This is a genomic window from Staphylococcus borealis, from assembly GCF_001224225.1.
Taxonomy (GTDB): Bacteria; Bacillota; Bacilli; order Staphylococcales; family Staphylococcaceae; genus Staphylococcus; species Staphylococcus borealis.
Genome location: NZ_CUEE01000002.1, coordinates 41,423 through 57,265, shown reverse-complemented (window position 1 = coordinate 57,265; position 15,843 = coordinate 41,423). Strand labels below are relative to the sequence as shown.

Annotated in this window: 12 protein-coding genes; 6 read left to right on the top strand and 6 right to left on the bottom strand. The window is 32.9% G+C overall.

Features of this window, described 5'->3' with window-relative positions:
• Positions 1-321 precede the first annotated feature (321 nt).
• The 4 genes from AK212_RS02985 to AK212_RS02970 all read left to right on the top strand — a co-directional run bounded on the left by AK212_RS02985 (position 322) and on the right by AK212_RS02970 (position 6,989).
• Positions 322-1,578 (top strand): LCP family protein, encoded by a 1,257-nt coding sequence (locus AK212_RS02985; RefSeq protein ID WP_053029120.1) that lies wholly within the window; start codon positions 322-324, stop codon positions 1,576-1,578.
• Between the two features lie 18 nt (positions 1,579-1,596).
• Complete coding sequence (locus tag AK212_RS02980) at positions 1,597-2,067, top strand: DUF2538 family protein (protein WP_053029119.1); 471 nt, start codon at positions 1,597-1,599, stop codon at positions 2,065-2,067.
• 141 nt (positions 2,068-2,208) lie between these two features.
• Positions 2,209-2,631 (top strand): GNAT family N-acetyltransferase, encoded by a 423-nt coding sequence (locus tag AK212_RS02975; RefSeq protein WP_053029118.1) that lies wholly within the window; start codon positions 2,209-2,211, stop codon positions 2,629-2,631.
• A 236-nt stretch (positions 2,632-2,867) separates the two neighbouring features.
• A complete protein-coding gene (locus AK212_RS02970) occupies positions 2,868-6,989 on the top strand; it encodes a GW dipeptide domain-containing protein (protein WP_053029117.1) in 4,122 nt (1,373 codons plus the stop codon).
• A 189-nt stretch (positions 6,990-7,178) separates the two neighbouring features.
• Here the strand turns inward: AK212_RS02970 and AK212_RS02965 are convergent, their stop codons facing one another.
• Both AK212_RS02965 and AK212_RS02960 read right to left on the bottom strand, forming a co-directional pair.
• Positions 7,179-7,598, bottom strand: coding sequence for a MarR family transcriptional regulator (locus AK212_RS02965; protein ID WP_053029116.1), 420 nt, complete (start codon positions 7,596-7,598; stop codon positions 7,179-7,181).
• Positions 7,599-7,780: 182 nt separating this feature from the next.
• The gene (locus AK212_RS02960) at positions 7,781-8,227 is read right to left on the bottom strand and encodes a TspO/MBR family protein (protein WP_196781150.1); all 447 of its coding nucleotides are present in this window, start codon (positions 8,225-8,227) and stop codon (positions 7,781-7,783) included.
• 426 nt (positions 8,228-8,653) lie between these two features.
• Here AK212_RS02960 and AK212_RS02955 point away from each other — a divergent pair, with 426 nt between their 5' ends.
• Entirely contained in the window at positions 8,654-9,661 is a 1,008-nt protein-coding gene (locus AK212_RS02955; RefSeq protein WP_053029115.1) for an acyltransferase family protein, read from the top strand.
• Positions 9,662-9,785: 124 nt separating this feature from the next.
• Entirely contained in the window at positions 9,786-10,946 is a 1,161-nt protein-coding gene (locus AK212_RS02950) for an aminotransferase class I/II-fold pyridoxal phosphate-dependent enzyme (RefSeq protein WP_053029114.1), read from the top strand.
• 108 nt (positions 10,947-11,054) lie between these two features.
• Here AK212_RS02950 and menB read toward each other — a convergent pair whose 3' ends face one another.
• The 4 genes from menB to AK212_RS02930 are packed head-to-tail and all read right to left on the bottom strand — an operon-like array spanning position 11,055 to position 15,683.
• A complete protein-coding gene (menB, locus tag AK212_RS02945; RefSeq protein ID WP_053029113.1) occupies positions 11,055-11,873 on the bottom strand; it encodes a 1,4-dihydroxy-2-naphthoyl-CoA synthase in 819 nt (272 codons plus the stop codon).
• On the bottom strand, positions 11,866-12,669 hold the full coding sequence (gene menH, locus AK212_RS02940; RefSeq protein ID WP_053029112.1) for a 2-succinyl-6-hydroxy-2,4-cyclohexadiene-1-carboxylate synthase: 804 nt from the start codon (positions 12,667-12,669) through the stop codon (positions 11,866-11,868). Before menH ends, menB begins: the two co-directional genes overlap by 8 nt.
• Positions 12,656-14,326 (bottom strand): 2-succinyl-5-enolpyruvyl-6-hydroxy-3-cyclohexene-1-carboxylic-acid synthase, encoded by a 1,671-nt coding sequence (menD, locus tag AK212_RS02935; protein WP_053029111.1) that lies wholly within the window; start codon positions 14,324-14,326, stop codon positions 12,656-12,658. Before menD ends, menH begins: the two co-directional genes overlap by 14 nt.
• Entirely contained in the window at positions 14,316-15,683 is a 1,368-nt protein-coding gene (locus tag AK212_RS02930) for an isochorismate synthase (protein WP_053029110.1), read from the bottom strand. The genes menD and AK212_RS02930 overlap by 11 nt, the downstream gene beginning before the upstream one ends.
• Between the last annotated feature and the right edge of the window lie 160 nt (positions 15,684-15,843).

The window sequence follows — 15,843 nt, the reverse complement described above, 5'->3', positions numbered from 1 at the left end:
TTTTTAAATTCATCATACTTTAGTATGATAAAGTATAAATTAATGCAACGAAATCTCTTTTTTTAATTTTATTTTAATTATGTAAATCTTGTATTAAAATTAAAGTTGTAATTTTCTCCAAAAAGTAATACAATTTAAGGCTATGAGAGTATAGAACACATAAATTCAATTCATTTTAACACCTTTGACTATAAACAAATTACGAAAACTAAAAACTTTATCTTTGATTTTTATGATTTTGCTTAAACAAGCACATAGTTGTGTTTATTTTTCGAATTGTAAAATCACTTATAAAAGATAATATGTATAGGAGCAAATGCTATGAACCGATTTTTAAAATATTTTATGATGCTACTCACATTAGTATTAATCGTTGTTCCTGTAATTTTTATCATCAATTTGTACAAAACTTCTGAAAGTGCAATGCAAGACTCTTATGATAAGATTGATTCAAAACGTCAGTCGAGCATTCGAGAAGGTAAAGTAAATCCTTCTAAAGACGCCGTATCAATCTTATTCTTAGGTATCGATGATAATGAAGGTCGCCGAAAAAATGGCCAAACTACGGAACACTCTAGAACAGATTCAATGATTCTTTCTACCTTTAGTCCTGACAAACGTCAAATTCGCTTACTGAGTATCCCACGTGATACGATTAGCTACATTCCTAAAGTTGGTTATTACGATAAAATAACGCATGCACATGCTTATGGTGGTCCTGTAGCTGCAATGGATTCTGTCGAAGCTACTCTAAATGTTCCAGTTGATTACTATGTACGTGTGAATATGGATGCGTTTGTTGAAGCAGTAGATGAACTTGGTGGGATCTATTACGACGTCCCTTATGACTTAAATGAACCAAATACAGACGACAGCGGTAGAATTAAAATAAAAAAAGGATACCAAAAACTGAACGGTGACGAAGCGTTAGCTGTTGCAAGAACAAGGCACCATGACTCTGACTTAAAACGCGGCGAAAGACAAATGGATTTAATTAAATTGCTATTCCAAAAAGCTAAAAGTTTAGATTCATACGATAAATTAGATGACTTAGTACAAATTGTCGGAAAAAATGCCAAACATAATTTAACCGCTTCTGAAATTAAATCACTCGCATCTATGTATTTATCTGATGATATTGAATTTAAAACATCTCAACTTAAAGGTGAAGATGATTACCTACAAAACATTTACTATTACAATCCGAGCGTAAGTAATATTATGAAATATTCAAATATATTGCGTTCTGATTTAGGACTATCTAAAATAACAGATAAGGATGATTTCTTAGATCAACGTGTAATTAAACATTACGGCACACTAGTACCACTTACACCTCTTGATCAGTCATTATTGAAAAATAATCAAAAAGATACATCTTCTACTGATGATAGTACTGAAAATACAACTGAAACACAGTCAACAGAAACAGATAATTCAAATTCATACGGTGGTTATGACCAAAATAGTCAGGGTACTACGCAAAACGATAATTACAATCAAACCAACAATTTTAATCAGACAAATCAATCCGATTCATTTAATAACAACCAAAATCAAACGAATCAATTATATTAATTGGGAGGATCACATACTATGTCACGTAAAACATATGAAAAAGCTGCTAACATTAACGGCATGTTCAATGTTTTAGAGCAACAAATTATTCATAGCAAAGACATGGCTTTATTCAGAAGTGAGTTCTTTTACGTAAACCACGAACATCGCGAAAATTATGAAGCCCTTTTAGTTTACTACGGTGAGAATTCAATTAACCCTATTGTAAATGGCGCATGTTATATTCTTGCCCTACCTGAAATTTTCAATAAAGTGGATGTTTTTGAATCAGATTTACCATTCTCTTGGGTCTACAATGAGAATGGTATCACCGAGACAATGCAAAGTATTAGCGTACCTCTTCAATATCTCATTGCTGCAGCATTAGAAGTGACTGATGTTAACATATTTAAACCTTCAGGCTACACAATGGGCATGAATAACTGGAATATTGCTCAAATGAGAATATTTTGGCAATATAGCGCCATTGTTCGCCAAGAAGCATTATAAAAACGATATTCCTACTCCTTTTTACTTATTGTTTGTAAAAAGGAGTTTTTTTCTGTATATAAATCAGATAGAATAACTTTATAATTTTTTTAATTTGAATTTTTTAAATTTTTAATAATTATATCTATAGGGGGCTTTGAAATGTTTGAAATCGTAAAAAATAAAGACATGTTATCAGATTGTTTTTACATAAGACAAGAAGTATTTGTAAAAGAACAAGGTGTTCCTTTGGAAAATGAATTAGATTCATTTGAAGAAAGTTCAACACATGCTATTGGGTATGATACAAATCATATGCCATTTGCATGTGCAAGGTTTAGACCATATAATGACGCTGCTAAAGTAGAGAGAGTTGCTATTCTAAAAGATTATAGAAAAGATGGATATGGTAAAACTTTAATGCACGCCATCGAACGTTTTGCGAAAGATCAAGGATATCAGCAATTAGTATTAAATGCACAAGTACAGGCACAAGGTTTTTACGAGAAACTAGGTTATATGTCAACAGGCGACATTTTTATTGAAGAAAATATCGATCATATCAAAATGTATAAGAATATATAAACAGGGTACATTCAAATTACATGTATTATATGTAATTTTTTAATTTCGTTAACCTATTTGATAAATGTGCTTTTAATTATTAATTCTACCCCGCTAACCCCTTAGTAAATTCATAATTTGTTTAATATAAGTAAGAAAGTATTAAAGTTAGTTTACAAATAAGTTAAATCAAATCATAGCAAATTTTAAAATACTATAATGGAATTGTAACTATACTAATAACGAGGAGTAACAATATGACCAAAAAGTTTAATTTAAAATTTCCTTCCATGATTGCAATCACTTTATTTGGTGCTGCATTTACAACACAACAAGCACATGCAGCTGAAACGAATCAAAATTCTAACAACACAAATAATGTGATTGACGATCAACAAAATATAAAAAATGCTGAACAGGCTAAAAAAGAAGTAACGAATTCAGCACAAAATGTTTCAGGTGTACAAACATATCAAAATCCTGAAAATGTAAAAGCATCTGTTGCTACAGCAAGTAAAACATACGATGCTAAATTAGATAACTTAAATACAGTTGATACGTCATCACAAAATCAACAAGGTGCACAAAAACAAAATACAGCTAATACAAATACAGCAGATTCAAATAGTACGTCAGCTGAAGTTCAAAACAATGAACAACAAGCATCAATATTAAACAAAGTAGACCAAAAAGAGAATACGACTCAAACGCAAAATAATGTGAATACGAATAATCAAACATCACAAGCTTCTGTAAATGTTTCAGAAGTATCTGAACAACAAACAAATGAGCGTACGTCTGCGAATACAAACCAAGAAGCTACACAAGATGTTAAAAACCAAAATAATACAATTGATGAAAGTTCACAACAAACAGCACGTTTAATTTCATCAAATAAAAATAATACAAATCAATCAACTGTTACTCCAACTCAATCTAATCAAGCAGCTCAATCAAAGCAACAAACAGATCATAAACAAACTAATACTGAGAACATTAGTACTTATAGTGATAACGCGACAAATGCTACGCAATCAAATGTAGCGCAAGCTAAATCGTCGAAAGTAGCTAATTCTGAAAATACAACAACTACAAAAGCTTCAACAAAAGCAACAACGAAAGCTTCAACGAATGCTACTCAAACGTCAGCAACACACAACGCGCAATCGGGTTATTCTGGATTTAGATCAGTTGGTGGCAAAGGTGGTTCAGCAACACCCGTAAAAACAGTAAAACGCTATGCTGCTAGAGCAACGACATCATCGTTACCAAAATATAAACCACAAGTTAGTTCATCAATTAACAATTATATTCGTTCAAATAACTTACAAGCACCTAAGATTGAAGAAAATTATTCATCATACTTCCCTAAATATGGCTATCGTAATGGTGTAGGTCGACCTGAAGGTATTGTAGTTCATGATACTGCTAATGATAATTCAACAATTGATGGCGAAATTAATTATATGAAAAATAATTACAATTCAGCATTTGTTCATGCATTTGTTGATGGCAACCGTATCATTGAAACTGCCCCTACTGACTACTTATCATGGGGTGCAGGTCCGCAAGCTAATAATCGTTTCATCAATGTTGAAATTGTGCATACACATGACTATGTTTCATTTGCTAAGTCAATGAATAACTATGCAGATTATGCTGCAACACAATTACAATATTACGGTTTAAAACCTAACAGTGCTGAGAATGACGGTCAAGGTACCGTATGGACACACTATGCTATCAGCCGTTTCTTAGGTGGCACGGATCATTCAGATCCACACGCTTATTTACAAAATCATAACTATTCTTATAACGAATTATATGATTTAATTAATGAAAAATATTTAATCAAAACGGGTCAAGTCGCACCTTGGGGTACAACTTCAAGTAATAGCGGTTCATCTAATACAAATAAAGGTGGCTCAAGTAATAGTGGTTCAACTACTACATCACCTAAATTAACTGTTAATGCTAATACTGGACTAGCTCAAATTAAAACAAATAATAGTGGCTTATACACAACCGTTTATGATGCTAAAGGTAAAGCTACAAATCAAGTGCATAACACTCTATCTGTTACTAAATCTGCTACACTTGGCAAAGACAAATACTATTTAGTATCTGACTATAATAGCGGTAAAGTATACGGTTGGGTTAAACAAGGTGAAACGATTTATAACACTGTAAAATCACCTGTAAAAGTTAACCAATCATACAATATTAAATCTGGTACTACATTATATACAGTACCTTGGGGTAATTATAATCAAGTAGCTGGAACGGTTTCTAAATCAAATACTGCACCATTTAAAGCAACAAAATCACAACAAGTAGGCCAATCCACTTATTTATTTGGTTCATTAAATGGTAAAAATGGATGGGTTAGCAAAGCTTTCCTAACTGATATAACTAAACCAACATCAGGCAGTAAAACACCAGCAGTAGACAACACATTAAAAGTGTCTAACCTTAAAAATACTTTAGGTCAAGTTTCTACTAAGAATAAAGGATCATATACAACTGTTTATGATAAGAACGCAAAAGCAAATGCTACGCTTGGTGGTAAGACGTATAACATCACTAAGAAAGCTACGTTAAACAATAAAGATTATTACTTAATTTCTGATTATAATGGTAATACTTCAAGAGGTTGGATTCCGGCTTCAGAAATTACTGTTAAGTCTTCAACACCTACCAAGACAACTGCCACTTATTACAATATTAAAGGTAATGCCAATATTTATGACACACCTTGGGGAACAGCTAAACAAGTTAAAGCTACAGTTCCATCTAGTGGCAAACAATTAAAATCAATTGATAACCTTAAAGTAGGAAATGAAACATACCTACATGGTGTAATCAATAATATTTGGGGTTGGATTAAATCAACTGATGTGCAACAAGCACCTAAAGTAAACGCTAAGATTGCAGTGAATACAAAAGCTACTAAACCATCTACATCTTCAACACAAACAGTGTCTAAAGTAGCTCAAGTTAATGCAAATAACAGTGGTGCACACGCAACTGTTTATGATAAAACTGGTAAAAATGCGTCTAAATATGCAAATCGTACTTTCAATGTTTCTAAAGAAAAAACAGTTAATGGTAATACGTATGTGTTACTTCAAAACACGACACAAAATACACCTTTAGGTTGGTTTAATGTTAAGGACTTAAATATTCAAAATTCAAGTTCTGTACAAAAAACATCAGGCACATACAAAATTAATAATAAAAATAATGGACTTTACTCAATCGCATGGGGTACAAATCAACAACGTTTAGACAATAAAGACTTAGCTAATCAATCATTTAAAGTATCTAAATCTGTTGTTGTAGGCAATACATCTTTCTTATATGGTACTGTTAATGGTAAAACAGGTTGGATTGCTAAAGATGACTTAACATCATCTAATACATCATCAAATACTGGTGAAAAGTATCAATATGAATTCATTATTAATAACTATAATGGTTTTTATTATGATGATCCTACCTCTGTAAAAGCAACTTCATTAAAAGCATTTAATGAACAAATTTTCCAAGTAACGAACCGTAAAGTCATCAATGGTAAAACTTGGTATTATGGTAAATTAAGCAATGGTAAGTATGTATGGATTAAAGATACTGATTTGAAGAAAGAATTAGTTAAATATTCAAAATCATATAGAACTTTAAATCAAGCTGCGTCACTTCAACAAAATGCTTATGGCGCACCTCCACAAGTTCAAAGAAACGGTTATGGTTGGTCTAATGCTACTTATAGTGAAATTAAAAATGCGATGAACCCTGAACGATTAGCTAAAGATGAAACACTTAAGTACCAATTCTTACGTTTAGATCGTCCACAAAACATTTCTGTAGCAAGTTTAAACCAATTACTTAAAGGTAAAGGTGTACTTGAGAATCAAGGACAAGCATTCAGTCAAGCGGCTGCCACTTCAGGTATTAATGAAATTTACTTAGTTGCACACGCGTTAATTGAAACAGGTAATGGTCAATCTCAATTAGCTAAAGGTGCTAATATTGTAAATAATTATGTTACTACTAAGAGTGCTACAAAATATCACAACGTATTTGGTATAGCTGCTTATGATGCTAATCCACTATACAGTGGCATTAACTATGCTAAACAAGCTGGTTGGAACTCAGTATCTAAAGCTATTATTGGTGGCGCTAAATTTATAGGCAAAGACTATATTAAAGCTGGGCAAAATACATTATACAAAATGCGTTGGAATCCAGATCACCCTGCTACGCATCAATATGCAACTGATATTAACTGGGCTAATATTAACGCTCAATATTTAAAACAACTATACAGTGAGATTAAAGCAGTTGGTAAATACTTCGATATCACAAGTTATACTAAATAATGACATTCTTTAGTCAAATAACTGGAAGATAGAATGGTTAAAAAACTAGAAAATTTAGGGCTGGGACATTTGATTTTGTCCCAGCCTTAATAATGTAAACGATCATTCTTCTACTATGCTCATAAAAATAAGCCATAACATTAAAATGATCTTCTAACAAGATTCATTAAAATGTTATGGCTTATTTTCTTAAATATATATATGACGGCTATTCAGTTTGTCTAATAACTGATTTAGACTTTGTATTTCCTCTTTACTTAGACATTGGCAACGTGCTTCTATTAATTCACATCTTGCAGTATTGATTTGTTGAATTAAATTACGCGCTTCTTCTGTTAGACATAAGTCTTTGCAACGTAAATCTTCATGTGATTGTTGACTTGTGATATAGCCTTTCTGAACTAATTTCTTAATCCATCTAGAAACAATAGATTGTTCTCTGCTAATCTTCATCGTTAAATCATATTGTGATAAACGATCAAAGCTATATAATATACGCAATAATTCTAGTTGATCATTTGTAATGTCCGTGCGTTGTCCAAATCGTCTGTTAACCAAATTCAGGTCATTATTTGTTAGTGTAATAAGTTTTTCTAGTTGATTATACATTGTTGTTCTACTCCACTTTTGTAATTGATAATACTATTATACTATGATTTTTTTATATGTCATGTACTTTCAATATTTTGTCACAATACATATCTCAATAATTCAATTTTAATTTCATTCAGTTTAACTCACCATTGAGGCAAACGTGAAATTTAACGAAACATTGCTTGAGCTTGACATTTCTATTGTTTTTTATAGTTCGGGTTATCTTTATTAAGGAAATAATTACCTGCATTTAAATAGCTTGCAAATGCAGACCACATGACATACGGAATTTGTAATAAACCTGCAATGCGATGTATTTTAAACATTGAAATTGTATTAACGACGACAGAGATAAACAACATCATACTTTCAATAAAGGCAATGCCTCTAACTTTCTTTTTAAAGTAAAGTATTGACCATAAATAATTTAAAGCTAACTGACTATAGTGAGTCACTTTAATCTTAGTCGTCTGTTCATTATTTTTCGTAGTGAGTAAATAAGAAACGCCCATGAGTACATATAAGATTGGCCAAACAATTGGAAAAGCTTTTGTAGGCGGTGAAAATGGTGGCTTTCTAAATTGGTTATAATCCTCTTTTGATTCTTTCGCTATGACTCGACCAATGATACTCCCACCTACCATTGGATGTAACAATTTAAACGTATTTTTTAGTATATTAATGGTAATCCTCTCCTTTTGCTTATTAACTTCCTCTTCCCTATTCAAAAAATAATATTCATATTTGAAATAATTATCTTAAAATCAAATAAAATATATATCAAAGGAGTCCGGGACATAAATACTATAATGCAGCTATTTTGCAAATTCGCAGTAGCTGACTGAACTGAGAAGGCGCTTTAACAAAGCTTTTCTCAGTTCTAGTCATCCTTGCGGGCGGGGCCCCAACACAAAAAATCACGAAAGTGATTTTACAAGCTAAGCAAGTTGGGGTTACGACGAATTTAAAAGAATTCTGTCCCACTCTCAACATTTTTTCTAAATTGTTGCATTGAAGTGTCAAAATATACTAAATTAGATACAGTTATTAATAAAAAAGGAGACAATCGTATGTCCATTGATACAAAAAGAGATTACTTTTTCGATAACGCTCGAGCCATCCTCATCTTTTTAGTCGTGTTCGGTCATATGATTCAACCCTATACTTCTGAAAGTAAATCGTTATCTGCATTATATTTACTGATTTATAGTTTCCATATGCCATCATTTTTATTTATCTCTGGATACTTTGCCAAACATTTGGATAAACCACATTATTTAGAGAATGTAGCTAAAAAGTTACTTGCACCATATGCGATATTTTATGCCTTTTTCTCAGTTTATTATTTTTTAACTGGTAAAAGTGACGCAATACAAATGGATCCATTTAATCCAGTATTTGCTTTATGGTTTTTACTTACATTATTTAGTTTTCACGTCATACTTGTCATTGTACGTCGATACAAAGCATATTATGTGTTACCTATCGCATTAATCATTTCAATACTTGCTGGTTTTTCTGACGATATCGATGGTTATATGAGTATTTCTAGAACAATTGTATTTTTCCCAATATTCTATGTTGGCTATTTAACAACACGTTCACATACGCAACTATTGCGTAATAAAAAAATAAACGTATTTTCAATTATTGTACTTATCATATTTTTCATCGTTTATTACATCCATCCAATCAATTCAGATTGGCTCTTAGGTAGCAGTCCTTACACTTCTCTCGAAAATAATAACGAAGATGTATATAGTCCCTTAAAACGTTTATTACTTTACTTCATCATATTTGTAACTATGTTCTCGTTTCTTAATTTAATGAGTACGACTAAACGTTTTTATACTTATATTGGCAATCGTACGATGTATATCTATTTACTCCATGGACTAGTTATAGGTATCGTTAGAGGTTATGAAATATATCCATTTAAATCTCAAACATCCGTTCTTACTTATGGCTATTTATTTATAATCTCAATCGTGATTGTTTATTTACTATCAACGAATTTTGTTTGTAAATGGACTAATCCTTTAATCAATTTGAAGAAACCTTCTTCATTTAAAGGATAATAACAAAATCATATAAAACAATACTTACCAAATTATGGTAGCTAAAATATGTTATTATAAGATTATTCTAAAAATTTATAGTAACATGTACGGTTACTATAATTTGGTTTTTTGAGGTGTAAAAATGAAATTAACTTTAAATTCAAATGCTAAATTTTTAAGGGCACCAAGTATTCGTCAGTTCTCTAATCGTATGAAGGATATTGATGATTGCGTCAATTTAACGATTGGTCAACCCGACTTTCCTATGCCAGATGTGGTGAAAGCGGCCTATATCACTGCAATACAAGAAGATAAAACGAGTTACTCACATAATAAAGGATTACCTGAAACACGTCAGGCAATTCGTAACTATTTCAACAATAAATACGGTTTCTATTATAGTGAAGAAGAAATTATTGTTACGAATGGTGCAAGTGAAGCACTTGATACTTCATTACGTAGTATTATCGAACCTGGTGACGAAATATTAATTCCGGGGCCTATTTACGCTGGCTATATTCCATTAGTAGAGACTTTAGGTGGGCACCCTATATATATAGATACAACAAAGACAGAATTTAAAATCACGCCTGAATTAATTGCTCAACACTACTCTGATAAGACAAAAGCAATTTTGTTGAATTACCCTACGAATCCTACGGGTGTCATATTAGATCGTGATGAAGTTAAAAGCATTGTAAATTATTTAAAAGATAAAGAAATTTTTATTATTAGTGATGAAATTTATGCGGAAAATACATTTAAAGGTAAACATGTTTCCTTTGCAGAATTTGAAGAGATACGCGATCAGCTTTTACTTATTGGTGGTTTGAGTAAATCTCATTCTGCTACAGGTATTCGTATCGGCTTCTTACTAGGGCCTGAATATTTAATTGAAAAGCTAACATTTATGCATGCCTATAATTGCATTTGTGCAAATGTCCCTTCACAAATTGCCTGCATTGCCGCACTCAATGAAGGATTAGATGCACCTCAATATATGAACCAAGCCTATATCGAGCGTCGTGACTATCTAGTCAGTAAACTAACAGAATTAGGTTTTGAACTTGATGCTCAACCAGAAGGTGCGTTCTATATATTCCCAAGTATTCGACAGTTTACGTCCAATGATTTTGACTTTTGCGTAAAAGTGCTTGAAGAAGCCCACGTAGCAATGGTGCCTGGGTCTTCCTTTACCGATATGGGTAAAGGTTATATCCGCATTTCTTATGCTTACGATATGGATGTCTTAAAAGAAGGTATGCGTCGATTAGAATTATTTTTAAAAAAATATTATAATTGATACCTTAATTTAAAAGGACACTTGTTAATAGCGATTAAATTGTTTATCAATTTATCACTATACAAGTGTCCTTTACTTATATTTATATTTGTATTATCATTAACCGGTTTATGGGAATTTAGGGAATTGATCGAAGTCTGGATCACGTTTTTCTTTAAACGCGTCACGACCTTCTTTCGCTTCATCCGTAGTATAGTAAAGTAATGTAGCATCTCCAGCCATTTGTTGTAAGCCAGCTAAGCCATCCGTATCAGCATTCATAGCAGCTTTTAAGAAACGTAAAGCTGTTGGAGAATGTTTCATAATATCTTTACACCATTTAACCGTTTCATCTTCAACTTGGTCTAATGGTACAACTGTATTAACTAAGCCCATGTCTAAAGCTTCTTGTGCATTGTATTGGCGACATAAGTACCAAATTTCACGCGCTTTTTTATGGCCAACGATTCTTGCTAAGTAGCCAGAACCATAACCAGCATCAAATGAACCTACTTTAGGACCTGTTTGTCCGAAAATAGCATTGTCAGCAGCGATTGTTAAGTCACATACTACATTTAATACGTTACCACCACCGATGGCATAACCTCTAACCATTGCGATCACTGGTTTAGGAATGACACGGATTAAACGTTGTAAATCTAATACATTTAAACGAGGAATTTGGTCTTCACCTACATAGCCACCATGCCCACGTTTCTTTTGGTCACCGCCTGAACAAAAGGCTTTGTCACCTTCGCCGGTTAGGATGATTACAGAAATATTTTGATCATCACGCGCACGACTGAAAGCATCAATCATCTCAGCAACCGTTTTTGGTGTAAAAGCATTTCTCACTTCTGGACGATTAATTGTTACTTTTGCAATACCTTCATAAAATTCGTATTTTATTTCATCATATTCTCTAAGTGTTTCCCACTGTCTAGTCATTTTGCTCCTCCTTTAAAAAACCTAATACTATTGTATCAAATTCCGCTTTATCTTCCACATGAATTGTATGACCTACATTTGAAAAGGTATGGACTTGGCTATAGCGCATATCTTTGTTCATAGCTTGTCCAGTCTTCACAAATTTTTGGTCTAATTCGCCAGTTAATATAAAGCACGGTATTTGAATTCGACTGATTTGATCCCATAGGTTAGGCATATGCCCTGTACCATAATCACGTAATGCCTTTGCCAATTTATAAGGGTCTTGAGCCATACGCATATCACGCATAGCTGTCTTTTGCGCTTTATCCAAATGCTGTTGTGTATAGAATAGCGGTAATTTTTCCCAATCATTTACAAAGACTTCTAATCCAGCTATTTCTAACACTTTCGCTCTAGAAGCATCTATTTGTTGTCGCTCATAACGATTATTTTCTTCTTTAATTCCCGGTGAACTACTTTCAAGAATCAATTTGTTAATTGTGTGTTTACCATACAGTGCATAGTAGAGTGCTACCCTACCACCCATTGAATAGCCTAATAACGTGACTTTATAAGATTCATACATGTCTAATAATTCATCCAATTGCTTCGCAAGAAATGGAAAATCCCATGTTACATCCATTGAGGATTGATCTTGACCATGGCCTGGTAAATCAACGGTTAACACATTAACCTCTTGTAACAATGGATCCACGTGCGCATCAAACGTACGACTATCACTTATAAAGCCATGTAGAAGTACTAATAATTGATTTGTCTCTCGTTTTGACTGATAAAAGTTATAATGTAACATTCAGAATACCACTCAATTTCTTATATAGAATTTGATGTTGCGACATATTGTCATCTCTATTCGTTACCAACTCATAAATATGTGAATGCATGTGTGACAGCTTTTCTTGAGTGAAATCCGCTACCGAATTATAGCGTTTGAATGAAAAATCATAAAGTAGCGCTGTATATTCAAAATTTAATCCAGTTGGTGTGCCAAACAATCTTTCAAAATAAGCTTCTGCAGACGCCTTCTGAGGAAGATATGAGAATATACCGCCACCATCATTGTTTAGCAATATAATATTTAAATGAATGTTGTTAATTTTTGCCATTAAAAGACCATTCATATCATGATAAAAGGCTAAGTCACCTATCAATAACGTTATTTTCTTATGTACAGCCATGCCAATAGCTGTAGACACAACACCATCAATACCATTTGCGCCACGATTTGCGTATACTTCAACTTCACTATTGTAAAGTAAATTATCTACGTCACGAACTGGCATACTATTACTTACAAAAATAGCATCTTCTTTAGTCAGTTTATCAATGACTGTTTTTACAAATGCCGCTTCATCTGTCGCATGTGACATATGTTTATCGATATGATGTCTCGCTTGAGATTCAAGTGTTCGCCACATTTCTATCCAATCGTTACGTTCAACTGCTGATTCTTCAATAAGGTTTCTGAAGAAATCATTTGCAGATATTTCATAAGACACACTAGGTGGTGTTGGAAAAACATCTATCTTGTCATTATTTTGAACAAGTATTTGATAGGCATTCGTATGTTTAAGCCATTGATTTAACTTTTTAGAGATAACTGGTTTCCCAACTCTAATAACAAAATCAACATCTAAATCAAGCCCTGCACGAAAATATAAGTCATACGTCGTTATCACATTAGGATGATTATACTTACGTAACTGACTCAATGGGTCAGCAAGTATAGGTAAACCGTGCACAGTTGCATATGTAAGAATTTGATCAACAGCTTGATGTTGCATGTCACCGACAATAATCAATCCTTTTTTCTCTTTTAAAATATGACTGATATCTTGAACGTTAATATTTTTTTGATAATGCGGTAACTTTTTAGTATAAGACGTCAACCATTCTTGTCTTTCAAGATTAGGCGTTAACGGCTCTCTAAATGGTAAGTTAAAGTGAATTGGACCTCTATGAGGACCATATAAATATTGGCTTGCAATCTGCATTTGGTAATAAATGGCATCTAGCATGTATTCAGTACCATCAGCGACAGGCATATCAAACTGAAAATTAACATAATTTGCAAACATATTCACTTGATTAATCGCTTGAGGTGCGCCTACACTTCTTAATTCATGCGGACGATCACTTGTTAACACGATTAAAGGTATACGACTGATTTGGCTCTCTGCAATTGCTGGCGTATAATTCGCTGCTGCAGTACCTGAAGTACATAAAATCGCTACAGGTCGTTCGCTCCCTTTTATTAAACCTAAAGCAAAAAATGCCGCACTACGTTCGTCTGGGTGTACCCAAGTCTTAATGTTAGGATGTGCCTCAAACGCAATTGCTAGTGGTGTAGATCTTGAGCCGGGACTAATGACTACTTCACGTACACCATAGGCATATAACTCAGATGCAAAGGTATATACTTGTTTAGTTAATGCTTCGTTATGATTCATTCTTATCCACTACTCCTAAAGCATTCATCATTGGTGAAAATTTAACCGCTGTTTCAGCTAATTCGCTATCTGGATCAGAATCTTTTACAATTCCGCATCCTGCAAATAACGTCGTTTGATTTTGTTTCATTAACATTGAGCGTATGGCTACAATAAACTCACAATCATCATTCATGTCAATGTAGCCAACCGGTGCACCATATAAACCACGCGTTCCAAACTCATTTTCTTCAATAAATTTGAGTGCTTCATCTTTAGGATAGCCACCTAACGCTGGTGTAGGATGCATGTCGTCTATTAACCCAATAAATGCATTGTTTTTTAACTGACCTTGTATTTGCGTATATAAATGATATAAATGGTCATTTTTTAAAATATTCGGTGTATGATTATATTCAATATGATCAACGTAAGGTGTGATATCATCTAGAATACTTCTAACTACAAAATCATGTTCACCTAAATTCTTTTTATCCTTTAAAAATGCTTGTATATTTTTTTCATCTTCTTCAGTGTCGTTAGATCGTTTAATCGTACCAGCTACTGCTTTCGTAGATAAAACACCATCTTCTACCTTAAGAAGTTGTTCTGGTGTTTGTGAAAAGAATACAGATTGGTTGGACTCTAAAATAAATAAATAGCTATTTTTTTCATTTTGTAGTGCGCGATTAAGCACGTAAGGTATACTAATTGGCTTATCAAATTTGATCATACGACGTCTAGCAAGCACAATTTTTTTAGTTTCATCAAGCTGAGCAATCGCATCTCTAACCAGTTCTTTCCACTCATCAACGTAAATATCTTCCATTCGTAAGATATTTCCTAATGTTTCATCTTGATCATCTTGTCCAATGTGCGCCTCTTCAAAGAAAGCGACTACCTCTTTGAATGCTTCAATATCAAAATTGGCTCTTTCCACTGTATAAGTCAGGTAAGTAGTCTGATTAATATTCGAAATGAGTACTTGAGGCACTACAAAATGATTGATGCCAAATTCTCGCCACTCATCATCAGACTTATGGCTAGAGAATTGAAATCCTCCAATGACTTTTAAATGATGCTTTTCTATATCTGGGTGAACTAATTCAACATCTTTTTTAAATTTTTCCCACTCACGAAAGATCGATTGCTTGTTATCAAAGTTATTTTTGAACCTTTGAACAGCATGATAGCCGAAAAACGAAGACGCATTATCATTTAAGCGAAAATAAAAGCGATCCCCTGCTTGTGCTTCTGTTAAATTGAACAACTCGTCAGGCGCAAGTGCTCTATCAATTTTCACTTCAACAGATACCCAGCTTTTGTTACTTTCATATATTGACTCAATAATGTCATCTTCCTTTATATTCGCAGCCATTCATTTCACTTCTTTCATTATCTATTTTTTCTCATTACAATATTGTATCATTTTTAACTATTTATAGTGGCATAATTGCTTAATCTTCTAGGGAAATATTTCACGGCAATTGACCTTTATATATGATTCCTTTAAAATACATATGTTAAAACTATATACT